Annotated in this window: 22 protein-coding genes and 1 pseudogene; 9 read left to right on the top strand and 14 right to left on the bottom strand. The window is 70.0% G+C overall.

The features are described 5' to 3' along the window. Positions 1 to 16 precede the first annotated feature (16 nt). Complete coding sequence (locus L3078_RS14005; RefSeq protein ID WP_420864166.1) at positions 17 to 736, top strand: DedA family protein; 720 nt, start codon at positions 17 to 19, stop codon at positions 734 to 736. A 20-nt stretch (positions 737 to 756) separates the two neighbouring features. Here the strand turns inward: L3078_RS14005 and L3078_RS14010 are convergent, their stop codons facing one another. From L3078_RS14010 to L3078_RS14020, 3 genes are all read right to left on the bottom strand, one after another. Beyond that, complete coding sequence (locus tag L3078_RS14010) at positions 757 to 1,575, bottom strand: HAD family hydrolase (protein WP_239753910.1); 819 nt, start codon at positions 1,573 to 1,575, stop codon at positions 757 to 759. Continuing rightward, the gene (locus L3078_RS14015; RefSeq protein WP_239753913.1) at positions 1,575 to 4,070 is read right to left on the bottom strand and encodes a phosphoribosyltransferase; all 2,496 of its coding nucleotides are present in this window, start codon (positions 4,068 to 4,070) and stop codon (positions 1,575 to 1,577) included. Before L3078_RS14015 ends, L3078_RS14010 begins: the two co-directional genes overlap by 1 nt. 62 nt (positions 4,071 to 4,132) lie before the next feature. Continuing rightward, positions 4,133 to 5,299: an HpcH/HpaI aldolase/citrate lyase family protein gene (locus L3078_RS14020; RefSeq protein WP_239753915.1), complete on the bottom strand. Its 1,167-nt coding sequence runs from the start codon at positions 5,297 to 5,299 to the stop codon at positions 4,133 to 4,135. A 190-nt stretch (positions 5,300 to 5,489) separates the two neighbouring features. Here L3078_RS14020 and L3078_RS14025 point away from each other — a divergent pair, with 190 nt between their 5' ends. After that, positions 5,490 to 6,335, top strand: a complete 846-nt coding sequence (locus L3078_RS14025) for a TerD family protein (RefSeq protein ID WP_239753916.1) — start codon at positions 5,490 to 5,492, stop codon at positions 6,333 to 6,335. Positions 6,336 to 6,374: 39 nt separating this feature from the next. Here L3078_RS14025 and L3078_RS14030 read toward each other — a convergent pair whose 3' ends face one another. The 6 genes from L3078_RS14030 to L3078_RS14055 form a co-directional block, all read right to left on the bottom strand. Then, on the bottom strand, positions 6,375 to 7,112 hold the full coding sequence (locus tag L3078_RS14030; RefSeq protein WP_239753917.1) for a TerD family protein: 738 nt from the start codon (positions 7,110 to 7,112) through the stop codon (positions 6,375 to 6,377). A 109-nt stretch (positions 7,113 to 7,221) separates the two neighbouring features. Further along, a complete protein-coding gene (locus tag L3078_RS14035; RefSeq protein ID WP_239753918.1) occupies positions 7,222 to 8,367 on the bottom strand; it encodes a DUF475 domain-containing protein in 1,146 nt (381 codons plus the stop codon). A 125-nt stretch (positions 8,368 to 8,492) separates the two neighbouring features. Next, positions 8,493 to 9,068, bottom strand: a complete 576-nt coding sequence (locus L3078_RS14040) for a TerD family protein (protein WP_033527290.1) — start codon at positions 9,066 to 9,068, stop codon at positions 8,493 to 8,495. Between the two features lie 169 nt (positions 9,069 to 9,237). Then, complete coding sequence (locus L3078_RS14045) at positions 9,238 to 9,813, bottom strand: calcium homeostasis/redox stress adaptation protein (RefSeq protein WP_005478762.1); 576 nt, start codon at positions 9,811 to 9,813, stop codon at positions 9,238 to 9,240. 114 nt (positions 9,814 to 9,927) lie between these two features. Further along, positions 9,928 to 10,386 carry a peroxiredoxin gene (locus L3078_RS14050; RefSeq protein ID WP_239753919.1) on the bottom strand — a complete coding sequence of 153 codons (459 nt, stop codon included), beginning with the start codon at positions 10,384 to 10,386 and terminating at the stop codon, positions 9,928 to 9,930. Between the two features lie 200 nt (positions 10,387 to 10,586). Beyond that, positions 10,587 to 11,027, bottom strand: coding sequence for a DUF3052 domain-containing protein (locus tag L3078_RS14055; RefSeq protein WP_033527287.1), 441 nt, complete (start codon positions 11,025 to 11,027; stop codon positions 10,587 to 10,589). Between the two features lie 422 nt (positions 11,028 to 11,449). Between L3078_RS14055 and aceE the strand changes: the two genes are divergently transcribed. Further along, positions 11,450 to 14,197 carry a pyruvate dehydrogenase (acetyl-transferring), homodimeric type gene (aceE, locus tag L3078_RS14060; protein ID WP_239753920.1) on the top strand — a complete coding sequence of 916 codons (2,748 nt, stop codon included), beginning with the start codon at positions 11,450 to 11,452 and terminating at the stop codon, positions 14,195 to 14,197. A 71-nt stretch (positions 14,198 to 14,268) separates the two neighbouring features. Continuing rightward, positions 14,269 to 15,024 (top strand): potassium channel family protein, encoded by a 756-nt coding sequence (locus L3078_RS14065; protein ID WP_239753921.1) that lies wholly within the window; start codon positions 14,269 to 14,271, stop codon positions 15,022 to 15,024. Positions 15,025 to 15,144: 120 nt separating this feature from the next. Here the strand turns inward: L3078_RS14065 and L3078_RS14070 are convergent, their stop codons facing one another. After that, positions 15,145 to 15,450 (bottom strand): small hydrophobic protein, encoded by a 306-nt coding sequence (locus L3078_RS14070; protein WP_239753922.1) that lies wholly within the window; start codon positions 15,448 to 15,450, stop codon positions 15,145 to 15,147. Positions 15,451 to 15,708: 258 nt separating this feature from the next. After that, a pseudogene (locus L3078_RS14075) lies at positions 15,709 to 17,362 on the bottom strand (MFS transporter); the annotation flags it as partial. A 100-nt stretch (positions 17,363 to 17,462) separates the two neighbouring features. Here L3078_RS14075 and L3078_RS14080 point away from each other — a divergent pair. From L3078_RS14080 to L3078_RS14090, 3 genes are all read left to right on the top strand, one after another. Continuing rightward, entirely contained in the window at positions 17,463 to 18,116 is a 654-nt protein-coding gene (locus tag L3078_RS14080) for a TetR family transcriptional regulator (protein ID WP_239753925.1), read from the top strand. A 124-nt stretch (positions 18,117 to 18,240) separates the two neighbouring features. Then, positions 18,241 to 19,449, top strand: a complete 1,209-nt coding sequence (locus tag L3078_RS14085; protein ID WP_239753926.1) for an alpha/beta hydrolase — start codon at positions 18,241 to 18,243, stop codon at positions 19,447 to 19,449. A gap of 75 nt (positions 19,450 to 19,524) precedes the next feature. Continuing rightward, positions 19,525 to 20,382 (top strand): DUF4429 domain-containing protein, encoded by an 858-nt coding sequence (locus tag L3078_RS14090; RefSeq protein ID WP_239753927.1) that lies wholly within the window; start codon positions 19,525 to 19,527, stop codon positions 20,380 to 20,382. A gap of 112 nt (positions 20,383 to 20,494) precedes the next feature. Here L3078_RS14090 and L3078_RS14095 read toward each other — a convergent pair whose 3' ends face one another. After that, positions 20,495 to 21,520 (bottom strand): aldo/keto reductase, encoded by a 1,026-nt coding sequence (locus L3078_RS14095; RefSeq protein WP_239753928.1) that lies wholly within the window; start codon positions 21,518 to 21,520, stop codon positions 20,495 to 20,497. Then, positions 21,517 to 22,011, bottom strand: coding sequence for a MerR family transcriptional regulator (locus L3078_RS14100; RefSeq protein WP_239753929.1), 495 nt, complete (start codon positions 22,009 to 22,011; stop codon positions 21,517 to 21,519). The genes L3078_RS14095 and L3078_RS14100 overlap by 4 nt, the downstream gene beginning before the upstream one ends. Positions 22,012 to 22,107: 96 nt before the next feature. Between L3078_RS14100 and L3078_RS14105 the strand changes: the two genes are divergently transcribed. Beyond that, positions 22,108 to 22,584, top strand: a complete 477-nt coding sequence (locus L3078_RS14105) for a GNAT family N-acetyltransferase (protein ID WP_239753930.1) — start codon at positions 22,108 to 22,110, stop codon at positions 22,582 to 22,584. Between the two features lie 19 nt (positions 22,585 to 22,603). Beyond that, complete coding sequence (locus L3078_RS14110; RefSeq protein ID WP_239753931.1) at positions 22,604 to 23,425, top strand: serine hydrolase domain-containing protein; 822 nt, start codon at positions 22,604 to 22,606, stop codon at positions 23,423 to 23,425. A 28-nt stretch (positions 23,426 to 23,453) separates the two neighbouring features. Here L3078_RS14110 and L3078_RS14115 read toward each other — a convergent pair whose 3' ends face one another. After that, positions 23,454 to 24,113, bottom strand: a complete 660-nt coding sequence (locus L3078_RS14115; RefSeq protein ID WP_239760310.1) for a pirin family protein — start codon at positions 24,111 to 24,113, stop codon at positions 23,454 to 23,456. Between the last annotated feature and the right edge of the window lie 12 nt (positions 24,114 to 24,125).

Here is a 24,125-nt window from a genome sequence, read left to right on the forward strand (position 1 = left end):
TGCGCCCATGACAGCCATGCAAGCGGAGTCCATGAGCGGCGCGCCCCTGTGGATCATCGGTCTGATGGATCTGCTGGGGGCGCCGGGCGCGGGCATCGCCGTAGCGCTGGAGAACCTCTTCCCGCCGATCCCCAGCGAGGTCATCCTCCCCCTCGCCGGCTTCGCCGCGAGCACCGGCCAGATGAACCTCTTCGCCGCCCTGCTGTGGACCACCGCGGGCTCGGTCGTCGGCGCCCTCGCCCTCTACGGCGTCGGCGCCCTCCTCGGCCGCGACCGCACGGTCGCCATCGCCGCGAAGCTGCCCCTGGTCAAGGTCTCGGACATCGAGAAGACGGAGGCCTGGTTCCTCAAGCACGGCACCAAGGCGATCTTCTTCGGCCGCATGATCCCCGTTTTCCGCAGCCTCATCTCGGTCCCGGCCGGCGTGGAACGCATGCCCCTGCCCGTCTTCACCCTCCTCACCACCCTGGGCAGCGCCCTCTGGAACACGGCCTTCGTCCTGGCCGGCTACTTCCTGGGCGCCAACTGGACGGAGGTCACCGCGATCGTCTCGACGTACTCGAAGATCGTCCTGACAGGCGCGGCCCTGGCGCTCCTGGCCTTCATCCTGGTCCGCTTCCTGAGGAGGTCCAGCTCCAAAGGGGCGCGGGGCGCTGACATATGCGGCTCCGCCGCGCGGGCGCGACAAGCCACGACGAACCCGCAGCCCGAAACGCACCGCACCCCCACCCCCTGACCGGCACAGTCCCCGGCAGGTCAGCGTTCCCGCGACGCCCGCAAGAACTCCCGAAGAATCCGCTCCCCGGCCAACACCCCCCGCTCGGGCAGCGCAGTCACCCCCGGCCCCAGGAACCCCGCCTCCGCCAACTCCCCATGCCCCGGCCGCCAGGCCCGATCCGCCGCCAGCAACAGATCCGCGTCGAGCAGAGAGTCGCCCGCGGCCAGGCTCAGCTCCACCCCGGTCCGCCGCGCGACCTCCCGCATCGCCGCCGACTTGGTGAGCGGCTTCGGCACAGCGTAGATCTTGCGCCCCTGCAAGGAGACCGTCCACCCGCGGTTCTCGGCCCACACCGCGAGGTCCTTCACCCACTCCTCGGGGAGCAGCTCACGCTCGACGACGAGATAGACGAACAGCTCCTCCGCGACCCGGTGCTTGCGCACCCACAGGGGGTCCGCCGTGGCCTCCAGATGCTCCCGCACCTCAGCGAGCGGCGCGCACTCCTCGGCGAGCCGGGCCGTCACCCGCTCGTGCCAGGCGACGTCCGTGACACCGTCCACCAGCAGGTGCCCGCCGTTGGCGCAGATCGCGTACGCCGGGGGCGGGCCCGGCAGATTGATCCGCTGGTACTGCTTGCGCGTCCGGGTCGTGGTGGGCACGAACACCGCCGTGTCGCCCAACTCGGCGAGCAGCTGCGCCGCCGTCTCCGTCATGTACGACAGCGGTCTGCTCTCGTGCACCTCGACGGTGAGCAGCCGCGGCGCCCGCGCGTCCGGCATGGTCAGCGCGAGCGCGGCGGACGAGTAGATGAGCGTGCGGTCGAGATCGCTCGCGACGAGAACCCGAGGACCCGGCATCAGACCGTCACCGCCTTGCCGTCGGCGCCGGTGGCGCCCCGCGTGAACTTCGGGTGGATCAACCCCACGCATGTGTACGGCAGTTCGGCCACCTCTTCCACCGGTACCCCTCTCTGTTCGGCGAGCAGACGTACGTGGTCGAGGTCCGCGCCCGCCCCGGCCCGCGCGAGGATCTTCCACGGTACCCGGCGCAGCAGCACCCGAGTGGTCTCGCCGACACCGGGCTTGACCAGGTTCACGTCGTGGATCCCGTACTCCTCGCTGATCCGCTCGACGGCCGCCCAGCCCTCCCAGGTGGGGGTGCGGTCGGCGGCGAGCAGTTCCTTGGTGCGGACGTCGACCGCGTCCACGACCTCCGCGAACCGTGCGGCTATCGCGTCCAGGAAGGCCACCGACACGTCGACGCCGGCCAGCTCCCGGTAGAACTTGGCCCCGTGGAAGTCGTCGGGCCCGACGAGGTCCGCGCGCAGCACGGTCCGCGAGATCAGCCCGGAGACGGTGGAGTTGAGGCAGGCGGAGGGAATCAGGAAGTCCTCCCGCGTGCCGTACGTCCGCACGCACGAGCCCGGGTCGGCGAGCACGGCGATCTCCGGGTCGAAGCCGGTGATCCCGTCGGACGCCTCGAACTCCTCGATCGCGGCGGCGAGTTCCCGGGTGATCGCGCCCTTGCCGGTCCAGCCGTCGACGAACACGACGTCGGCGGGGTCGTGATGGGCGGCGAGCCAGCGCAGCGCGTTGGCGTCGATGCCGCGGCCCCGCACGATGGACACGGCGTAGTGCGGTACGTCGATCCCGTGCCGGTGCCGTGCCCACCGCCGCATCAGCACGCCCACGGGGGTACCGGCCCGGGCCAGCGACACGAGGACGGGCCGCGCCGACCGCTCGGCCAGCACGGTCTCGGTCACCACGCCCACGGCGGCGGCGATGCGCTCGGCGGACGCGTCGAGGGCGCTGTGGAAGAGGGCCTGGTACTGCTCGCTCGGCTGGTACTCGACCGGCAGGGACTCCGCGTAGTGCGCGCCCCCGCTCTGGATGGCCTCCTCCCGCTCCTCGGTGGGCGCCTCCAGCGTCACGTCCGACAGGTCCTGGAGCAGCCACCCCACCTCGTCGGCCGCGTAGGAGGAGAAGTCGGGGCCGCGAAGGGGCTCGGGAAGCATGGATGACCTTTCGGGGTGGTCCGGGGGCGGTGGCGCCGGGACGTACGACGGCACGACGGCGAGCAGCACGGCGGGGGTGTGGGCGGCGAGGGTGGCCGGCAGACCGTCCTCGGCGTGCAGCTCCGCCGTGTCCGCGACCGAGTCCACGACCGCGACGACGGCGTCGAAGCCGGCGCCGGCCACGTTGTAGGCGTAGCGCTCCCCCGGGCCGTCCGCCGGGTCGTCGTGGGCGGGGAAGACGATACGGCTGCGTATCGCGTAACCGGGGTCGTCGACGGCGAGGACGGGCGACCGGGTCGTGGTGGAGAACCGTATCTCCAGCCCGTCCCCGGCGACCGCCTTCTCCAGCTCCCGCGCGAGCGCCAGCGGGGCGTACATCAGCTCCTCGAAGCCGAGCACGAGCACCCGGCGGGCCCCCGGCGGCAGGGCCCCGGCGAGGCGGGCGGCCATGGCGGGCAGCGCGCGCTCCAGCCGGGCGCGATGCGCGGGAGTGAAGCCGTGCCGCCCCCCGTCGGGCACTCCGGCGGGCCACCCCAGCTCGACCCGCGTGACCTCGGTACTCGTGGTACCGGCCGCACGCCCCGGCGCACCCCCCGCACCCCCCTCGTGTTCCGCCACGAGCGCCTGGCCCTTCTCCAGGACCCCCTCCGGCAGCCGCACGGTGCCCTTCGCCGCCGTCACCAGGTCGACCCGCGCCCTGATCTCCCGGGCGAACGCGGCCAGCCGTCCCTGGTCGGCGGCGGAGCGCATGTCGACCAGCGCCACGACGACGTACCGCTCGCGCGGATACCGCTCGTGCAGCGCGCGGATGGTGTTGAGGACCGTGTTGCCGGTGGAGAACTCGTCGTCGACGAGGACCAGCGGCCCGGGCCCCGCGAGCAGCTCGGGGTCCTCCGGCAGCAGCAGGTGCGAGGTCGCGTGGGAGTGGGACTCCTCGAAACCCCCGGCCGGGGCGACGCCCTCGACGGGGCGCCGGGTGGAGTGCAGGTAGGGCGCCTCTCCCACCCCGTCCGCGACCGAGTGCCCGAGCCCGGTGGCCGTCTCGGCGTACCCGAGGACGACCGCGGCCCGCGCCCCGTCCTCCCCCAGCAGCTCCCGCACCCGGCGGCCCAGCGCGAACCCGTGCCCGTACACGACGGCCGGGGACTGCGGCACATGCTTGCCGAGGACGTTCGACACCAGCAGATGGGCCCGCTTGGGGTTGCGCCGCAGCGCGAGCCCGAGCAGCCCGGTCAGCTCCTCGTCCCCGACCAGTTCCACCCCGAGCCGCTCACGGACCCAGGCCCCGGACCAGACCGCGCCGGGCGCCCCGCTCGTGTCGTTCGCTGTGTTGATCATCGATTCCTTTGTCGGTACGGCGAGTGGATGGTCGGTCGGGCCGGCCCGCGGCCCATGGAGGGTCAGTCGGGCAAACCGGCGGCCAACAGGTCCACGAATCCGATGTCCTCGTTGGCGACACCGAACACCTCGGCCCGCTGCAGAACCCTTTCCGCCCAGGCGCGGTGCGGCTTGACCTCGTTCATCTTGTTGCGGGAGGCCGAGCGCAGGACCCCGCCCCCGTGCCGGTCGGGCCGCACGATGTCCTGGGCGTCGCCGAACTCCTCGTGGCTGACCACGGACAGCGCGTGCACCGGCAGGACGTGCGAGGGATGGATGCAGGTCTTGCCCAGCAGACCGTTGGCGTGGTCGAGGGAGATCTCGCGCAGCAGACCGTCCAGCGCGTGCTCGATCAGCGACTCGCGCAGCTCCACGGCCCGGTTCGCCAGGAAGGGGCTGGAGCGCAGCTGTGGCTTGAACATGCGCTCCTGCACCCGGAAGTACTCCCACACCGGCCCGGTCACCGTGAACCCGGTGCCGTCGGCGCGCCCCAGCACGTTCACCACGTCCGCGATCACGGAGGCGACGATCTGGACGTCGTACGCGGTCATGTCGGGCGCCCGGCGCAGCGCGTAGGAGGAGCAGAAGTCGGTGACGCCGAGGCGCAGCGCGAGAACCCGGTCGCGGTACTTGTCGACGGTGTGGGCGATGCCCTGGAGCGCCTCTACGCGCGTCTCCCTGTACATCAGCTCGGGCGATTCGAGCACCGGCATCCCGAACAGCCGCCGCCCGCTCGAGGCCTCGGCGGCGGTGAGCGCCTCCAGGAAGGCCACGCCCCGTTCCTCGGTGAACTTGGGGAACACGAAACCGGACAGCAGCCGTACGGCCGGGCCGAACCGGCTGACCAGGTCGGGTATCTGCTCGGGGAAGCGGACCCGGATGAAGAGCAGCGGAAGCTCGACGTCCGGCCGGCCGGCGAGGTCGGTGAACTGCCGGACGAGGTTCTCCTCGGCGCTCGCGACCTCCGCGTCGTCGATGGAGTCCTCCAGGCACAGGACCATGGAGACCACACCGCGCCCGGCCTGCTTGACGATGTCGTCGGCGAGCCGCTCCCGGGTCGCGGGGCTGTAGAGCGTGGCACCGAGCGCTGCGGCGAGCACCCGGGCCGGGGAGTCGGCGTCGAAGGCACCCGGCTCCCGGTAGAAGAGACGTCGGCGCTCCTCAGGGGCGATGTGCCCGAAATGACGCATGTGGTTCCCCCGTGGTTGCTCGGCTTCCGGTCACGATCGTGGCCGGTAATAGTACGTACAAATGTGTGACATCAGTTCCCGGGGAGCGTGAAGTTCTGGTAACCCGGCCATGACGGGCGCTGAACGATTTCACCGGCGGTTCGCCGCCCCCGCGTTGTCGTGATCAGGACCGAGAGGGCAGGATGACCGCATGACGCACGCGATGCTGAAGGGGTCGAACGTCCCCGTGGAAGCCACGGCGGTCCGCGCCGTGCTGCGCTGGGCGCCGGGGCAGGACGCCCCGGACGTCGACGCCTCGGCGCTGCTCCTCGGCCCCGACGGCCGCGTACGGTCCGACGAGGACTTCGTCTTCTACAACCAGCCACGCCACCCGTCGGGCAAGGTCTGGCGACTCGGCAAAAAGCGTGTGGCCGACGGCCTCACCGACACCATCCAGACCGATCTGCGCGGTGTCGAGTCCGCCGTCGGCCAGATTCTCCTCGTGGCCTCCGCCGACGACGCCTCCGGGGAACCCGTCTCCTTCGGCCGCGTACGGTCCCTGCGCATCCTGCTGTACGACGCCACCGTCGCCGACGCCGAACCCCTGGCGTATTTCGACATCAAGCCGGAGACCGGCGACGAGACCGCCCTGATCTGCGGCGAGCTCTACCGCCGGGGCGGCGGCTGGAAGTTCCGCGCGCTGGGCGAGGGCTACACCAACGGCCTCCAGGGCCTCGCCGTGGACTTCGGCATCTCGGTGGACGAGTCGGAGGCGGCGCCCGCGGCGGCGGACGAGACCGCCACGACCCAGACCCCGGCCCCGGAGATCTCGGCCCCCCTGCCCCCCGAGCAGCCCCCGACGGGCGTCCCGGCGCAGCCCGGGTACGGCTACCCCCCGGCGGCCCCGCCGCAGCAGCCGGCCTACGGCTACCCGCACCCGCAGCCGACCCCCGCCACCACCAACGGCCCGGCGTACGGCTACCCGCAGCCCACGGCGGCTGCCCTGGACCCCAACTTCCGTCTGCCCCCGCAGGGCCCGCAGTTCATCGGCCGCTGAGCGGCGGCCCGTCCGGGCACGGGGGTGCCGGGACGGGCGTCAGCGCTCGGTCTTGGTCTTGTAGCCCCGGCCCCACTGCAACCCCCACCCGTACAACCGGTCGAGCTCGGCCTGGAAGCCGTAGACGAACTTCACCTCCCGGCGCACGGTGATCTCGCCCTTGACGTTCTCGATCATCACCACGGCGCACGACCGGGCCTGCGGATGCCGCTCGTCCAGGCCTATCTCGATCCGGGGCCCGTTGCTCGGGTACAGCGTCACGATCGCGTGCGTGCGGTCGAAGGCCGGCGTCTGGTCGTAGATGTAGACGAAGACCAGCATCCGCTTGAACTGGTCCCGGTGGTCCAGGTTGATGTACATCGTCTCGCCGGACCCGGAGCCGAACCGGTCGTCCCCGCTGAGCCGCATGTACGGCGCCTCGTTGATGTCGCCGAGGAAGCCGCCCAGCGGCTGGACGACCCCCTTGGTGCCATCGGCCAGCTCGTAGAGGCAGCCGAGGTCGAGGTCGACGTTCACCATGCTCTGGCTGTGCGCCTGCACCTCCTCCGGCCTGAGGGCCTTGAAGGGGTGCCGCAGCACGCTCTGCCGCTTGGGAGCGCCGATGTCTGAGGTCCGCATCCGCCAGGACAGGTTGACGCGCAGATGTCCGGCCGCCGCGTTCTGCTTGGAGAGGGACACCTTCTGGTGCCGCTTGGTCAGCTCGATCGCGTTGGTGGCCGCGTTGCCCGCGTCGAACTCCGAGGCCCGCCCCCGCCACAGGTTGTCCAGAAAACTCATGCCCGCCCCACACCTGCCGTGTCGTCGCGTCAACCACCAGCGGGGCGGCCGACGAGGACGCATCCTCGTCGGCCGCCCCGCTCAGAGCCTGCCCTCACCCCGCGGGTGGTCACACCCCGGAGGAGACCTCCGCCTTGTCGTCGGAGTCAGCTTTTCCCTCCGCGGCCGCCAGCGCCCTGTTGCGGCGGACGGAGGACCAGAAGGACCAGGCGATCAGGATGACACCGACGGAACCGGTGATGAACTCGTTGATCTCGTACTGGATGGTGACGAGGAGGATCGCGGCGAGCGCGCCGATCGCGTAGTGCGCGCCGTGCTCCAGGTAGACGTAGTCGTCGAGGGTGCCCTGGCGGACCAGGTACACGGTCAGCGACCGGACGTACATCGCGCCGACACCGAGGCCCAGCGCCATCAGGACGATGTCGTTGGTGATGGCGAAGGCACCGATCACGCCGTCGAAGGAGAAGGACGCGTCCAGGACCTCCAGGTAGAGGAACATGAAGAACGCGGCCTTGCCGGCGAGGGCGACGGCCGAACGCGGCTTGCCGGTGCGGGCCGCCTCTTCCTCCTCCTCGTGCTCGCGCTCCTCGTCCTCCTCCAGCTTGTTCTCGAAGTAGCCGGAGAGACCACCGACGATCAGGTAGGTGATGAGGCCCGCGAGGCCGGAGATCAGGACCGTCTGCGCCTTGTCGGCATGGGTGCCGCCGTGCTGGTGGGCGTGGGTCGCGAAGGTCATCGAGGTGATCAGCAGGACGATCATCGCGATGCAGGCCGACAGCATGTCGATCTTGCCGAGCTTGGACAGCGGGCGCTCCAGCCAGCCCAGCCACTTGATGTCCCGGTCCTCGAAGATGAAGTCCAGGAAGATCATCAGCAGGAACATACCGCCGAAGGCCGCGATCGACGGGTGCGCGTCGGTCACGTACTGCTGGTACTGGTCCTTGTCGGTCAGCGCCAGGTCGACGGCCTCGATCGGCCCGAGCTTGGCGCTGATGGCGACGATGACGACGGGGAAGATCAGCCGCATGCCGAAGACGGCGATCAGGATGCCGATGGTGAGGAAGATCTTCTGCCAGAAGGCATTCATCTTCTTGACGATGCCGGCGTTGACCACCGCGTTGTCGAACGACAGCGAGATCTCCAGGACGCAGAGGATCGCGACGAGCCCGAGAGCCGTCCATCCGTCGTAGAGAACCGCTGCGACCAAGCCGAGCGCGGTGACCGCGAACGACCAGCCGAAGGTTTTCAGAACCACTGGCTACCCAATCGTGTGTGTACGGGGTTCCCCCGCGCCGCGCGCGGCTTTGCGAAACTTTGAACCCGAAGTCTAGTCGGGTACCCCACGCACCCCACACGGCCCCGGCTTTTGCGCATATAGCGCTACGAGACGTTCACCCCGAAGTCGAGCGCGATGCCCCGCAGGCCGGACGCGTACCCCTGTCCCACCGCGCGGAACTTCCATTCCCCGCCGTAGCGGTAGACCTCGCCGAAGATCATCGCGGTCTCGGTGGAGGCGTCCTCGGAGAGGTCGTAGCGGGCGAGTTCCTGGCCGTCGGCCTGGTTGACCACACGGATGAAGGCGTTGCTGACCTGCCCGAAGGCCTGGCCGCGATTCTCGGCGTCATGGATGGAGACCGGGAAGACGATCTTGTCGACGGTGGCCGGCACGCGGGAGAGGTCGATGATCAGCGACTCGTCGTCGCCGTCGCCCTCACCGGTGAGGTTGTCGCCGGTGTGCTCGACCGAGCCGTCCGGGCTCTTGAGGTTGTTGTAGAAGACGAACCACTCGTCCCCCAGCACCCGGCCGCCCTGGCACAGCAGCGCGCTGGCGTCGAGGTCGAAAGGGGCTCCGGTGGTGGTCCGGACGTCCCAGCCGAGCCCGACCAGAACTTGAGTGAGATTCGGCGCGGCCTTGGAGAGGGAGACATTGCCTCCCTTGGCGAGTGTGACGCCCATGGTGCTGGTCCTCCCCGATTTTCGAGCTTCAGTTGCTCAACTGTTCAGTTGTTCCGTACGCGCGGGCCGGCCGGCCCTCGTCGTACGAGCGCGTCCGGCGCCGCGGTCGGTGTCGACCGCGGCGCCGGACGTGGTGAGTCTGTGGCGCACGGGGGTCTTCCCCCGTGACTCAGACGTTCACACCGAAGTCCTGGGCGATACCGCGCAGACCCGAGGCGTAGCCCTGGCCGATGGCGCGGAACTTCCACTCGGCGCCGTGCCGGTAGAGCTCACCGAAGACCATGGCGGTCTCGGTGGAGGCGTCCTCGGAGAGGTCGTAGCGGGCGATCTCCGCCTCGCCCGCCTGGTTCACGACGCGGATGAAGGCGTTGCGGACCTGGCCGAAGGACTGCTGACGGTTCTCGGCGTCGTAGATCGAGACCGGGAAGACGATCTTCTCGATCTCGGCCGGGACGGTCGCGAGGTTGACCTTGATCTGCTCGTCGTCGCCCTCGCCCTCACCGGTGAGGTTGTCGCCGGTGTGCTCGACCGAGCCGTCGGGGCTCTTCAGGTTGTTGAAGAAGATGAAGTTGGCGTCACTGCTGACCTTGCCCGACGCGTCCAGCAGCAGGGCACTGGCGTCCAGGTCGAAGTCGGTGCCGGTCGTGGTGCGGATGTCCCACCCCAGCCCGATGATGACCGCGGTCAGGCCCGGCGCCTCCTTGGTCAGCGATACGTTGCCGCCCTTGCTGAGGCTGACTCCCACGAGGTCCTCCGTTTGGTTTCAGGGGCGGGAGGCCCCTGCGTTGCGTTGGTGTCGGATCAACGTGTCGATCCTAGTGACGGGTTCCCGTTCCCCGCAGGGTGTGGAACCGAAGAATCACAGGGTGTCGAGGGCCGTGAGGTACTCGTTCAGGTCGCGCGCGTCGGGCAGGGCGTTGACGACCGTCCAGCGGACGATGCCCTCCTTGTCGACGATGAACGTGCCGCGCACCGCGCAGCCCTTGTCCGCGTCGAACACGCCGTACGCCCGGGAGACCTCGCCGTGCGGCCAGAAGTCCGACAGCAGCGGGTACTCCAGCCCCTCCTGCTCGGCGAAGACCCGCAGCGTGTGGATGGAGTCGTTCGACACGGCCAGCAGCTGCACGTCGTCGTTGACGAACTTCGGCAGGTTGTCCCGCAGCTCGCACAGCTCGCCCGTGCAGACGCCGGTGAACGCGAACGGGTAGAAGAGCACCACCACGTTCTTCTCGCCCCGGAAGTCCGAGAGCCGCACCGTGGCGCCGTGGTTGTCCTTGAGCTCGAAGTCGGGCGCCTTGTCACCGACCTGGATCGCCATGATCTACCTGAGTCCCTTCATGGACTGTTCGGGTGGCCCAGCCTACGCAGCAGACAGGAAACCCCTGGAGGCGGCCCCGAAGGGGCCCCTCCAGGGGCGCGGGGAACTGCGCGACAAGCCACGACGAACCTGCGGTCGCCGTCGCACAGAACCCACCGAGCTCTCAGGCGAGCCTGCCGAGCCAAAGCGGCAGCGTCACGTCACCTCTTGCCGGACTTGGCGGCCTTCGGCGTCACGAGCCGGCTGCCGCTCCAGTCCTTGCCCACGCTGACACTCTTCGACGCGGACAACCCCGCAGTCGTCGCGGCCTCCGAAATGTCGCTGGGCTCCACATAGCCGTCGCGCCCGGTCTTGGGCGTCAGCAGCAGGATCGAGCCACCTTCCTCGATGTACGTGGTGGCGTCCACCAGCACATCCGTCAGGTCGCCGTCGTCGTCTCGGAACCACAGCACGACGGCATCGGCCACGTCGTCGTAGTCCTCGTCGACGAGCTCACTGCCTACGACTTCCTCGATGGACTCGCGGAGCTCCTGGTCGACATCGTCGTCGTAGCCGATCTCCTGGACCACCTGCTCGGGCTGGAACCCCAGCCTTGCGGCAGGGTTCGTCCGCTCCTCCGCGTGGTCCGCGGTCGCGCTCACGGGTTGCCTCCTGATCATGTTCGGGTGGGGTCGCCCCCTGGGGAATCAGCCACGCGCGTGCGCGAAGCATTGGCCGTAGTCCACACGGGCGGGGCGGATCGCGCAAGTACCCAGCCTTCGAGACCGCCGAAACGGTGACGATCCGGGCCGTGTCACCGCAACTCTCTACGCGGATTCACAGCTTCACGTGACGCACGCCACACCGTTCTGCCCGTTTTGCGCATTCGGCAACCATCCGGGGGTACGAGCATCGAATACCTTTACTACCTTTGTCGAGCAGGTAAGCGCCCTGGTTACCTCTCGGTAGAGGTGACGTTTGCGTTCCCGAGGTACACGATGGGGGGCGGTGCAGGCACCTTGAGAACCCCCTCGACACCCTGCAGAAACCCCGAAGAGCGGCCCTCTGACAGCTAAGGAACAGCGTGGCTTCCGGATCCGATCGCAATCCGATCATCATTGGCGGCCTTCCGAGTCAGGTCCCTGACTTCGATCCCGAGGAGACCCAGGAGTGGCTCGACTCGCTCGACGCCGCCGTGGACGAGCGCGGGCGTGAGCGCGCGCGCTACCTGATGCTCCGGCTCATCGAGCGGGCCCGCGAGAAGCGCGTGGCCGTTCCCGAGATGCGCAGCACGGACTACGTCAACACCATCCCGACCAAGGCCGAGCCGTTCTTCCCCGGCAACGAGGAGATCGAGCGGAAGATCCTCAACGCGACCCGTTGGAACGCGGCCGTGATGGTCTCGCGCGCCCAGCGGCCCGGGATCGGCGTCGGTGGTCACATCGCGACCTTCGCGTCCTCCGCCTCCCTCTACGACGTGGGCTTCAACCACTTCTTCCGCGGCAAGGACGAGGGCGACGGCGGCGACCAGATCTTCTTCCAGGGCCACGCCTCGCCCGGCATCTACGCCCGCGCGTTCATGCTCGACCGGCTCGACGAGCAGCAGCTGGACGCGTTCCGCCAGGAGAAGTCCAAGGCGCCGTACGGGCTGTCCAGCTACCCGCACCCGCGTCTGATGCCGGACTTCTGGGAGTTCCCGACCGTGTCCATGGGGCTCGGCCCGCTGGGCGCGATCTTCCAGGCGCGGATGAACCGGTACATGGAGGCGCGCGGGATCGCGGACACCTCCAAGTCGCACGTGTGGGCGTTCCTCGGCGACGGCGAGATGGACGAGCCGGAGTCGCTCGGCCAGCTCACCCTCGCCGCCCGCGAGGGCCTCGACAACCTGACCTTCGTCGTGAACTGCAACCTCCAGCGCCTCGACGGCCCGGTGCGCGGCAACGGCAAGGTCATCCAGGAGCTGGAGTCGGTCTTCCGGGGCGCCGGCTGGAACGTGATCAAGCTGGTCTGGGACCGCTCCTGGGACCCGCTGCTCGCCCAGGACCGCGACGGTGTGCTGGTCAACCGGATGAACACCACGCCCGACGGCCAGTACCAGACGTACGCCACGGAGACCGGGGCGTACATCCGCGACCACTTCTTCGGTGACGACCACCGGCTGCGCGCGATGGTCGAGAACATGACCGACGACCAGATCCTGCACCTGGGCCGCGGCGGTCACGACCACCGCAAGATCTACGCGGCGTACAAGGCGGCGTACGAGCACAAGGGCCAGCCGACCGTCATCCTGGCGAAGACGGTCAAGGGCTGGACGCTCGGCCCGAACTTCGAGGGCCGCAACGCCACGCACCAGATGAAGAAGCTGACGGTCGACGACCTCAAGCGCTTCCGTGACCGGCTGCACCTGCCGATCTCCGACAAGGAGCTGGAGAGCGGGGCCCCGCCCTACTACCACCCCGGGCGGGACTCCGAGGAGATCCAGTACATGCACGACCGCCGCAAGGGGCTCGGCGGGTACGTCCCGACGCGTGTCGTGCGGGCGAAGCCGCTGCCGCTGCCCGAGGACAAGACGTACGCGAGTGTGAAGAAGGGTTCCGGTCAGCAGTCGATCGCCACGACCATGGCGTTCGTGCGACTGCTGAAGGACCTCATGCGGGACAAGGAGATCGGCAAGCGGTTCGTGCTGATCGCGCCCGACGAGTACCGCACCTTCGGCATGGACTCGTTCTTCCCGAGTGCGAAGATCTACAACCCGCTCGGCCAGCAGTACGAGGCGGTCGACCGCGATCTGCTGCTCGCGTACAAGGAGTCGCCGACGGGTCAGATGCTGCACGACGGCATCTCGGAGGCGGGCTGCACGGCGTCGCTGATCGCCGCCGGTTCGGCCTACGCCACGCACGGCGAGCCGCTCATCCCGGTCTACGTCTTCTACTCGATGTTCGGTTTCCAGCGCACCGGTGACCAGTTCTGGCAGATGTCCGACCAGCTGGCGCGCGGTTTCGTGCTGGGTGCGACCGCCGGGCGTACGACTCTGACCGGTGAGGGTCTGCAGCACGCGGACGGGCACTCGCAGCTGCTGGCGTCCACCAACCCGGGCTGTGTCGCCTACGACCCGGCGTTCGGGTACGAGATCGCGCACATCGTGAAGGACGGTCTGCGCCGGATGTACGGCGAGACGGCCGACGGCAAGCCGGGCGAGGACGTCTTCTACTACCTCACCGTCTACAACGAGCCCATCCAGCACCCGGCCGAGCCGGCGGACGTGGACGTCGAGGGCATCCTCAAGGGCATCCACCGCTACCGGGCCGGCGAGGCGGGCTCGATCCCCGCGCAGATCATCGCCTCCGGTGTGGCGGTGCCGTGGGCGGTCGAGGCGCAGGAGATCCTCGCCGCCGACTGGAACGTCAAGGCGGACGTCTGGTCGGCGACCTCCTGGAACGAGCTGCGCCGCGAGGCGGTCGAGGTGGAGCGGCACAACCTGCTGCACCCCGAGGAGGAGCAGCAGGTCCCGTACGTGACGCAGAAGCTGAGCGGCGCCGAGGGGCCGTTCGTGGCCGTCTCCGACTGGATGCGGTCGGTGCCGGACCAGATCTCGCGCTGGGTGCCCGGCACGTACCAGTCGCTGGGCGCGGACGGCTTCGGCTTCGCGGACACCCGGGGCGCGGCCCGGCGCTTCTTCCACATCGACGCGCAGTCGATCGTGGTCGCGGTGCTGACCGAACTGGCGCGTGAGGGCAAGGTCGACCGCTCGGTGCTGAAGCAGGCGATCGACCGGTACCAGCTGCTCGACGTGGCCGCGGCGGACCCCGGGGCCGCGGGAGGCGATGCATAGCATCGGTTTTCAGGTCAAGGGGTGGTGAACCGGTGGGTTCACCACCCCTTCACGTTTTCTACTATGCCGCCATGAAGCAGCGAGCGGTCTCGGCGCAGGTTCGGTGGGAACAGCGGACTCAGCGGCCGTTGTTCGGCCTGGCCCTGGTGTTCGCCGTCGCGTACGCCGTGCCGATCGTGCGGCCGGACGCGAGCGACCAGGTGGAGTGGTGGTGCGAGGTCGCCGAGTGGGTGGTGTGGGGCGCCTTCGCGCTGGACTACGTCGTCCGGCTCCTGCTCGCCGAGCGGCGGTGGGAGTTCGTCCGGTCGCGCTGGCTGGACCTGGCGGCCGTGGTGCTGCCGATCATCCAGCCGCTGCGGCTGCTGCGGCTGGTGGCGACGTTGCTGCTGGTCGGGCAGCGGGCGCGGATGGCGTCGCAGATACGGCTCACGACGTACGTCGGCGGGGCGGTCGTCGGGCTGCTGATGTTCGGGTCGCTGGCGGTGCTGTCCGTGGAGCGGGACGCGCCCGGCGGGAACATCGACACGCTGGACGACGCGGTGTGGTGGTCGTTCACGACGATGACGACCGTGGGGTACGGGGACCACGCGCCGACGACCGGGCTGGGGCGGGTGCTGGCGGTGGGGCTGATGCTGTCGGGGATCGCGCTGCTCGGTGTGGTGACGGCGAACATCGCGGCGTGGTTCATAGCGCGGTTCGAGAAGGACGACGCGGAGGAGCGGCGGCAGACGGCCGCGATAGCGGAGCTGGCCGAGGAGGTTCGGCTGCTGCGGGCGGAGGTGGCGTCGTTGAAGTCTGTCGAAGGGGTGCCTGAGCAGCGCCGGTGAGTGGGGGCCGTGGGGTGCGTTGTCGGGTGCGGGTGGGTGGGGGTTCTCGCGCAGTTCCCCGCGCCCCCGCATTTCGGGGGCGCGGGGAACTGCGCGAGAAGCCCCACCGGAGCCGCGCGCTCAGACGAGACCGATTCCCGGGCCGGCCGTGCCCGACAGCCAGATGATCGCCAGGATCGTGTCGATCGCACCCAGAACGACCGCGATGAGCGCAGGGACGGGGCGGGCGCCGGACCACGTGCGGTTCATGGCCAGCCAGCCGCAGAGGACCGCCACGGGTCCCAGGACGATGCCCAGGACGAAGAATCCGGCGACCGCGCAGATGACTCCGATGATCCCCAGCGTCGCGCGATCCGGCCCGCTCCGTGACCACGTCCGGCCACGTGAGCGAGGGTGCCTGCGCGAACTGTGTCCGAAACCCGCCATTGTCAACAACTCCCTGGACCTCGCGGTCAGTTCGAGTACGACGTGGCGAGTACCCCACCGAAGTGGTTGAAACCAGGGACGGTTGGCGGAGCCGTCTGCGCGCGCTGCCCCCCTCCGGCAGCGCGCCGCAGACCCCCGGATCCCTCCGCGGTCGAACGACCATGTCGTGCGGAGGACTTGACCCACTGTGACCTGCGGCGCGCGCCGGGTGGAAGCGATCTTCAGACTTGTCACCCTGATAGGCGAACGCGGGCGGAAACCCGCGCGTGAAGCGGCGACGGGGCTGTTAGATGTGCGCCGCTCCGGCACCCGCCTCGGCGTTCGCGCCACGCTTGGTCAGGAACGCCACAAGGACGGCGACCGCGGCCACCCCGGCGGCGACGAGGGACGCCAGGCTCATCCCGGAGATGAACGTGTCGTGCGCGACCGTGGTGATCTTCGCGGCGATCTCGGCCGGGGTGCCCTCGGCGACCGGCGCGGCACCCTGCTGCACGGCCTGCTTGGCCTGGGCGAGCTGCGCCTCGTCGAGCGGCGGGAGCCCCGCGTCCTTCCAGTTGCCCGCGAAGTCGCTGTCCACCTTGGACGTCATCACGGCGCCCAGCACGGCCGTACCGAGGCTGCCGCCGATCTGCATCGCGGCCTGCTGGAGACCGCCGGCGACACCGGACAGCTCCAGGGGCGCGTTGCCGACGATGACCTCGGTGGCGCCGACCATCACCGGGGCGAGGCCCAGGCCGAGGAGGGCGAACCAGAGGGACATCACGGCGCTGCCGGTGTCGGTCTGGAGCGTCGACATGCCGTACATCGCGATCGCGGTGAGGGCCATGCCGCCGGCCAGCGGGATGCGGGGTCCGGCCTTGGTGATCAGCGCGCCGGCGAGCGGCGAGCCGACGATCATCATGCCGGTGAGCGGCAGCAGGTGCAGACCCGCGTCGATGGGGCTCATGCCGTGCACGTTCTGGAGGTAGAACGTGACGAAGAACAGGCCGCCCATGAAGGCGATGGCCATCAGCACCATCAGCACGACACCCGCCGACAGCGGCACGGAACGGAAGAGGGCCAGCGGGATGAGCGGCTCCTTCACCTTCGTCTCCCAGAGGGCGAAGAGGGCGAAGCCGACGACGGAGACGACCAGGAAGGTCCAGGTCTGGGCGTCGCCCCAGCCCCACTCCGGGGCCTTGATGAGCGCCCACACCAGGCAGAACATGGCTCCGGAGAGCAGGGCGATGCCGAGGACGTCGAAAGAGCGCGGGGCGTTCTCGGCGCGGTGGTCCAGCAGGATCCAGGCGCCCAGGGCCACGGCGAGGACGCCGACCGGGACGTTGATCCAGAACACCGACTGCCAGCTGACGTTCTCCACCAGGAAGCCGCCGAGGATCGGGCCGCCCGCGGTGGAGGCGCCGATGACCATGCCCCAGATGCCGATCGCCATGTTCAGCTTCTCGGCGGGGAACGTGGCCCGCAGCAGACCGAGCGCGGCCGGCATCAGCAGCGCGCCGAAGAGGCCCTGGAAGACACGGAAGGTCACCACGAAGGCGACCGAGTCCGACAGACCGATGGCGCCGGAGGCGGCGGCGAAGCCGACCACGCCTATGAGGAAGGTCTGGCGGTGGCCGAAGCGGTCGCCCAGCTTACCCGCGGTGATGAGGGTGACGGCGAGGGCCAGGAAGTACGCGTTGGTGATCCACTGGACATCGGCCCAGGTGGCACCCAGATCCTTGGCGATGGCCGGGTTGGCGATCGCCACGATGGTGCCGTCGAGGGCGACCATCATGACGCCGACGGCCACGGTGAGGAGGGTGAACCAGGGATGGCCGCGCAGGCCCCGGCCCTGGTTCGTCGTCGGGTCCGACGGGACGCCTGGCGCCTTGTCCCCCGGTCCCGTCTTGTCGACAGTGGTCTGACTAGTCATGCGTGCGAGGCTAATGTCAGCCACTGACAGTTGACAAACCAATTCACAAGTCGGTAACTGTCACGTCACTCGCCGCAGGGGCGGGTGGAAACGAGGGTTCATGGAGACGGCGTCCACGGCGGGGGAGCGGCCCGGGCTGCGCGAGCGGAAGAAGCAGCGCACCCATGACGCGCTCCTGCGGGCGGCTCTGGAGCTGTTCACGACCCGGGGCTACGAGGCGACCACGGTCGACGACATCGCCGAGGCCGTCGACGTGTCGCAGCGCACCTTCTTCCGCTACTTCGCGGGCAAGGAGGAGGCCGCGCTCGCGGTCATGAGCCTGACCCACGACCACTTTCTGGCGGCGGTGCGCGCCCGGCCGGCGCACGAGGCCCCGCTGGAGGCCATGCGCAACGCCGTCCTGGAGGGCTGGGACGCCTTCGGTGAGGCCGTCGACCAGGTCGTTCCGCTCGACCTGCATCTGCGGGCGTACGGGATGGTCGAGTCGACGCCCGCGCTGCTGGCCGCCCACCTGCGCCGGGCGGACGAGGTGGGGCGGCGGATCGAGCGGATCATCGCGGAGCGCGAGGGGGTCGACGTGGAGACCGACCCCCGGCCGCGTGTCGCGGTGGCCGTGTTCGCCGGCGTCATGCGCGTGACCGAACGGCTGTGGGCGCAGGGCGGTGACCTCAGCATGGAGGCGATGCGGGAGCTGACCGCCGCACATCTGGACGCCCTGCGCCCCTCGTTGGCCGAAAAGTGGCGCACTGGCTGAAACCTGTCAGCAAGGGCACCATCGGGACCTTCTCTGCGCACCGTACGGAACGGGCGTGATCGAAACGTGATCCGCCTCACTTGGTTAACGCGAGACCCTTCCGTTCTCTTAGTGTGTCCTTTCAGTGACTTCCTTCGACTCCTCCCCGCAACTGAACGTCTGGCGCGCACTGCTGGCGCTGGCCGTGGTTTTCGTGATGCTGGCGACCACCGGCTGGACCGCGATCCGCAGCCACCGAGAGAAGTCGCCGCTCCAGGCGTCGCTCTCCGCGTGGCAGAGCGGACACCTCGACGGCCGTGCACTGCCGGACGCCGAATCGTCCCCGCACCGCCTTGCGGACTTCTTCGCCTCGCTCACCGCGCCACAGCGCACCCGGCTCGCCCTCCGCTACCCGCTCGCCGTCGGCAACATGAACGGCGCGCCCGTCGAGCTGCGTTACCGGGCCAACCGCATCGCGCTGAAGCAGCAGAGCCGGCACGAACGAGAACGCATGCACGACAAGCGGCTCTCCGAGACCGGCCGGTACGAGGCCGGCCGCCGGATGCACCGCTTCGAGATGCTCGCCGTGAAGAAGCGGCACATCCTCGCCTTCGACCCCGAGGGCAACGGCCGCGTCGCCGAGGTCTTCGGCGACCTCGACAAGGCCGAGCGGGTGTCGGTCGTCGTCCCCGGCGTCGACACCAACGTGCTCAACTTCCAGCGCACCAACCGCCGGTACTCCGCCCCCGTCGGCATGGCCGAATCGCTCTACGACGCGGAGCGCGCGGCGAGCCGCGAGACCCGTACGGCCGTCATCGCCTGGGCCGACTACACCGCGCCCGACGGCCTCGGCCTGGACTCGGCGACCGCGCTGCGCGCCGGACAGGGCGCGATCCGGCTGAACGCGCTGGTGCGGAGCCTGCCGGGCGCCTCCACGGTCGCTCTGGTCTGCCACAGCTACGGCTCCGTGGTGTGCGGGGTCGCCGCGCGCTCGCTGCCGTCGCGGGTCACCGACATCGCGGTCGCGGGCAGCCCCGGCATGCGCGCCGAGACGGTCGGCCAGCTGCGGACGGCGGCCCGGGTGTGGGCCATGCGGGACGCCGACGACTGGGTCCAGGACGTGCCCTATCTGGAGGTCGGCGGGCTCGGTCACGGCGCCGACCCGGTCTCCTCGGAGTTCGGGGCGCGCATCCTGTCGGCGGCCGACGCCCAGGGGCACAGCGGCTATTTCGAGCCGGGCACCGAGAGCCTCCACAACTTCGCCGAGATCGGCATCGGCGCGTACCAGTCGGTGCGGTGCGCGCGGGACGACGACGCGTGCCTGACGGGTCTGTCCGACAGCGCTGCGGCCTGACGCGCGTAGAGGAGGGTAAAAGTGCGGTTCGCCTCGGTCGGGACTTCCCCGCGTCGCCCGCATACGATGAGCCGCATGGGTGACGTACTGGCCGGATTTCATGCCGCCTGGGAGTTCGAGTCCGACTCCGTGCTCATCCGCTTCGAACGGGGGATTCGTACGCCGAAGCTGTTCGCCGCGCTCGGCGAGCGCCGTATCCCCCTGGAAGCGATCGCGGACGTGACGCTGACACCGGGGAAGCGGGGCACCGTCGTACTGCGTGCCGTACCGCGACCGGGCGCCGATCCACTGATGGAGGCGGCGGCGGACCAGCTCAAGGAGGGGTCCGACCCGTACCGGCTGGTGCTGCCCGCCGAACGGGAGACGCTCGCGGAGTACTACGCCGACGAGCTGCGCGCGCGGTTGACCGGGACCGGGCCTGCGGAGCGGTTCCTGGTGGCCGCTCCCGAGGTGCCGCTGCAGTTCAAGGCGTACGACGGGAAGGCCTCGTTCGACGGGAGCTCGGTGTCGTTCCGGTGGTCCTGGACGGGGGCGTCGTCGGCGAAATGGAAAGCCGGTGACCAGAGCTTTCCGGTGAGCGCGCTGGGCGGGGTCGAGTGGCGGTCGCCGGAGGTGTTCGAGGGGTATCTGCGGTTGCTGCGGCGCGATGCGGCCGGGGAGCGGCCGGCTCAGCCTGATCATGATCCGGCCGCGGTGGTGTTCGGGCTGGGGTACGGGCCGGTGCACGAGTCGTTGCCGTTCGCCGCGGCGGTGTTGGCGGCGGTGCGTTCCTCGGGGGGTGCGGTGGCCGTGGCGCCCGCCGACGCCGGGGGCCGCCGGGATCCGGCCGACATCGCCGACCGGATCCGGCACCTCGGGGAGTTGCATGAGGCGGGACTCGTGACCGATGAGGAGTTCAGTGTGAAGAAGGCGGAGTTGCTGGCTGAGCTTTAGCCAAGCGCCGTTCGTGGGGAGCGCCGTGGAGGAGTGACGGTGCGTCGTGGCTGATCGCGCAGTTCCCCGCGCCCCTGGGCATACTGCAGTACCCCCGCCTGGAAGGTCGGCCCTACTCCCTGCCTGCGGAAGTGAAGCGCATGTCCGCGTAGCGGTCTCCCGCGACCTTGGCCGCTATCGGTTCCAGGAGGGTCATGTCCTCCTCGCCCAGGACGATGCCCGTCGCCGCCACGTTCTCCTCCACCCTCCCCGGCTTGCGGGTGCCCGGGATCGGGATGACCGGGAGGCCGTGCATCGCCGACTGCTGGTGGACCCAGGCCAGGGCGATCTGGCCGAGGGTGGCGCCGTGGGCGGCGGCGACCTCGCGGATCGGGGTCAGGAGGGCCGCGTTGGCCTCGGCGTTGTCGCCGGTGAAGCGGGGCTGCTGGCGGCGGAAGTCGTCGGCCGTGAGGTCCTCCGCCTTGGCGAAGGAACCGGTGAGGAAGCCCCGGCCCAGCGGCGAGTAGGCGACGAGGGTGACGCCGAGCTCGCGGGCCGTGGGGACCACGTTCGCCTCGATGTCCCGGCTGAAGAGCGACCACTCGGACTGGAGGGCGGCGACGGGGTGCACGGCGTGGGCGGTGCGCAGCTCGGCGGCCGTGACCTCACTCAGGCCCAGCTGCTTGACCTTGCCCTCACGGACCAGGTCGGCCATGACGCCGACGGTCTCCTCGATGGGCACGCTCACGTCGCGGCGGTGCATGTAGTAGAGGTCGATCACGTCGACGTCGAGACGGCGCAGGCTGCCCTCGACGGACTCCCGGATGTGGGCGGCGTCGTTGCGGATGATCCGTTTCGTCGGGTCGTCCGGGTCGATCGCCAGGCCGAACTTGGTGGCGACGACGACCTCGTCGCGGTGTGCCTTGAAGAAGGGGGAGAGGAACCTCTCGTTCTCCCCGGCGCCGTACGCGTGGGCCGTGTCGTAGAGCGTGACGCCCAGTTCCAGCGCGCGCTCCAGGGTGGCCCTGGACTCGGCCGCGTCCGAGGGGCCGTACGCGAAGCTCATGCCCATGCAGCCGAGGCCCTGGACGCCGACCTCGGGGCCGTCGGCGCCCAGTCGTGCCGTCGCGATCGCGCCGTTCGTCCTGCCGTCCGTCATGAAGCCCTCTCCGACGCCAGGGCCCGCCCGGCGTCAGCGTAGAAGTTGATCTTTCGGTCGAGCACGTTCAGGGTGTCCTGGAGCTCGGCGATCCGGGACAGAACGTCGTCCCGGGTCGACTTGAGCAGGTCGAAGCGCTCGGTGTAGGTGTGGTCGCCCTCGCGCACCAGCTCGGCGTAGCGGACCATGTCGGCGACCGGCATACCGGTGAGCCGGAGCTTTCCCACGAGGTCGAGCCAGTCGAGGTCGCGGTTGCGGTAGCGGCGCTGGCCGGTGTGGGAGCGGTCGATGTGCGGCATCAGCCCGATCCGCTCGTACCAGCGCAGGGTGTGCGCCGTCAGACCGGTGAGGTCCACGACCTCGCTGATCGTGTATCTGTCCTGCCCGTCCGGTCGACGCGGCTTCAGCGGCGGACCGGCGCAACTGTCGGTATCGGCAGTACTCGTGGCAGTCGTGACACTCGGCGGACTCGTGGTCTCCATCACCGTCATGACCCCCACGCTAAAACCTTGGAGTGCGCTCGAAGCAAGCGAATCGGGTGAGAAAACACGAGGACTTGACGTGATCGTGGTGGCTAGCGTGCGGGCATGAGTCTCGTACGACGTGCCACGGGCGAGGACGCGGCGGAAGTGCTCCGGCTGCGTCAGGTGATGATCGACTCGATGGGGCCCCCGGGAGCGGGCGGCCCCACCGACTGGCACACCGAGTCCCTGCCGGTCCTGCGCCGCCGACTCGACGGCCCCGAGGGGGAGTTCGCGGCCTTCGTCGTCGACCATCCGGAGCGGCCGGACGCGCTCGCGGCGCTGGTGGTGGGGACGGTCGACTACCGGATCGGGAAGCCCGGCAATCCGCTCGGCGCGGTCGGACACGTCTTCAGCGTGGCCACCGACCCGGACTGCCGGCGCCGCGGGTACGCCCGCGCCTGCATGGAGTCCCTCGTCGAGTGGTTCCGCGAGGCCGGCGCCGGATACGTCCATCTGAGCGCCTCCGCGGAGGCCGAGCCGCTGTACGCGTCGATGGGCTTCCTGCGCAGGCCCGACCCCTTGATGCAGCTGGATCTGTGAGCGGCTTAGGCTCGTGGGCATGTCCTTGCAGAGCCTCGCGCTGATCGAGAACTGGCCGGTTCCCACCGCCGCCGCCGCTGTCGTCCGGGCGGACGGCACCGTCCTCGGGACCCACGGGCCGCTCGGGCACCGCTTCCCGCTGGCCTCGGTCACCAAGCCGCTCGCCGCGTACGCCGTGCTGGTCGCGTACGAGGAGGGGGCGATCGAGCTGGACGAGGCGGCGGGGCCCACGGGGTCGACCGTGCGGCATCTGCTGGCGCACACCTCCGGGCTGGCCTTCGACGAGCACCGGGTGACGGCCCCGCCCGGGGAGCGGCGGCTGTACTCCAACGCCGGGTTCGAGGTGCTCGGGGACCATGTGGCGAAGGCGGCGGACATCCCGTTCGCGGAGTACGCCCGACAGGCGGTGCTGGAACCGCTGGGCATGACGTCCACCTCGCTGGACGGCTCCCCCGCGAAGGACGGTGTCTCGACCGTCGAGGACCTGGTGCGGTTCGCCGCCGAGGTGCAGGCGCCTCGGCTGCTGGACCCGCGTACGGTCGCGGCGGCGATGACCGTGCAGTACCCGGGCACGAAGGGCGTCCTGCCGGGCTACGGGCACCAGAACCCCAACGACTGGGGGCTCGGCTTCGAGATCCGGGACTCCAAGTCGCCCCACTGGACGGGTACTTCGTCGTCGCCGGGGACCTTCGGGCACTTCGGCCAGTCGGGCACGTTCCTGTGGATCGACCCCGTCGCCGGGCTGGCGTGCGTCGCGCTGACGGACCGGGCGTTCGGGCCGTGGGCGGTCGAGGCCTGGACTCCGTTCACGGACGCCGTGCTCGCCGAGGTCGGACGGTAACCACGCCCTGCGGGGAGGCCATTGCCCCCTACTCCGCCAACTCCCACACCAGCACCTCGGCCGGCGCGACGACGGCCACCAGCTCCAGCCCCTTCTCGTCCTCGGCCCGCACCGCGTCGCCGGGGTGCAGCTCGTGCGGGCCGAGGCGCACCGTGCCTCGGACGACGTGCACGTACGCCCGTGCCGCGTCCGGTACCGCGGTCCGCTCCCCCGCCGTGGTCAGCCGCCGGACGTGCAGCATGGCGCCGGCCTCGGGGACGGCGTACGGGGTGGAGTCGGCGATGCCGCGCACGATCTCGTACGCCGGGTCGCCGCCGGGGTCCAGCGGGGACAACCACATCTGTACGAAGGTCAGCGGCGCGGAACCGTCGTTGCGCTCGACGTGCCGGACGCCGCCGGCGGAGCTGAGCCGCTGGACGTCGCCGGGGCGGACGACCGTCTCGTGGCCCGTGGTGTCCCGGTGGGTCAGCTCGCCCTCGACGACCCAGGTGACGATCTCGGTGTGGCTGTGCGGATGCTCGTCGAACCCGGCGCCCGGTGCGAGCCGCTCCTCGTTGCAGGCGATCACCGCGCCGAACCGCAGGTTGTCCGGGTCGTAGTGCGCCCCGAAGGAGAACGCGTGCAGCGAGGCGATCCCCGCCTCCGGGTCCCCACCGGGGTAGCGCGTGCCGGCGCGCCGTAGGTCCATCACGTACTCCAC

The organism is Streptomyces deccanensis, assembly GCF_022385335.1.
GTDB lineage: Bacteria > Actinomycetota > Actinomycetes > Streptomycetales > Streptomycetaceae > Streptomyces > Streptomyces deccanensis.

Coding starts and splice junctions, on each gene's coding strand:
- L3078_RS14005 (WP_420864166.1), top strand. CDS start 17: ATGCAAGCGGAGTCCATGAGCGGCGCGCCCCTGTGGATCATCGGTCTG.
- L3078_RS14010 (WP_239753910.1), bottom strand. CDS start 1,575: ATGCCGGGTCCTCGGGTTCTCGTCGCGAGCGATCTCGACCGCACGCTC.
- L3078_RS14015 (WP_239753913.1), bottom strand. CDS start 4,070: ATGATCAACACAGCGAACGACACGAGCGGGGCGCCCGGCGCGGTCTGG.
- L3078_RS14020 (WP_239753915.1), bottom strand. CDS start 5,299: ATGCGTCATTTCGGGCACATCGCCCCTGAGGAGCGCCGACGTCTCTTC.
- L3078_RS14025 (WP_239753916.1), top strand. CDS start 5,490: ATGACGCACGCGATGCTGAAGGGGTCGAACGTCCCCGTGGAAGCCACG.
- L3078_RS14030 (WP_239753917.1), bottom strand. CDS start 7,112: ATGAGTTTTCTGGACAACCTGTGGCGGGGGCGGGCCTCGGAGTTCGAC.
- L3078_RS14040 (WP_033527290.1), bottom strand. CDS start 9,068: ATGGGCGTCACACTCGCCAAGGGAGGCAATGTCTCCCTCTCCAAGGCC.
- L3078_RS14050 (WP_239753919.1), bottom strand. CDS start 10,386: ATGGCGATCCAGGTCGGTGACAAGGCGCCCGACTTCGAGCTCAAGGAC.
- L3078_RS14065 (WP_239753921.1), top strand. CDS start 14,269: ATGAAGCAGCGAGCGGTCTCGGCGCAGGTTCGGTGGGAACAGCGGACT.
- L3078_RS14070 (WP_239753922.1), bottom strand. CDS start 15,450: ATGGCGGGTTTCGGACACAGTTCGCGCAGGCACCCTCGCTCACGTGGC.
- L3078_RS14080 (WP_239753925.1), top strand. CDS start 17,463: ATGGAGACGGCGTCCACGGCGGGGGAGCGGCCCGGGCTGCGCGAGCGG.
- L3078_RS14090 (WP_239753927.1), top strand. CDS start 19,525: ATGGGTGACGTACTGGCCGGATTTCATGCCGCCTGGGAGTTCGAGTCC.
- L3078_RS14095 (WP_239753928.1), bottom strand. CDS start 21,520: ATGACGGACGGCAGGACGAACGGCGCGATCGCGACGGCACGACTGGGC.
- L3078_RS14100 (WP_239753929.1), bottom strand. CDS start 22,011: ATGACGGTGATGGAGACCACGAGTCCGCCGAGTGTCACGACTGCCACG.
- L3078_RS14105 (WP_239753930.1), top strand. CDS start 22,108: ATGAGTCTCGTACGACGTGCCACGGGCGAGGACGCGGCGGAAGTGCTC.
- L3078_RS14110 (WP_239753931.1), top strand. CDS start 22,604: ATGTCCTTGCAGAGCCTCGCGCTGATCGAGAACTGGCCGGTTCCCACC.
- L3078_RS14115 (WP_239760310.1), bottom strand. CDS start 24,113: ATGGACCTACGGCGCGCCGGCACGCGCTACCCCGGTGGGGACCCGGAG.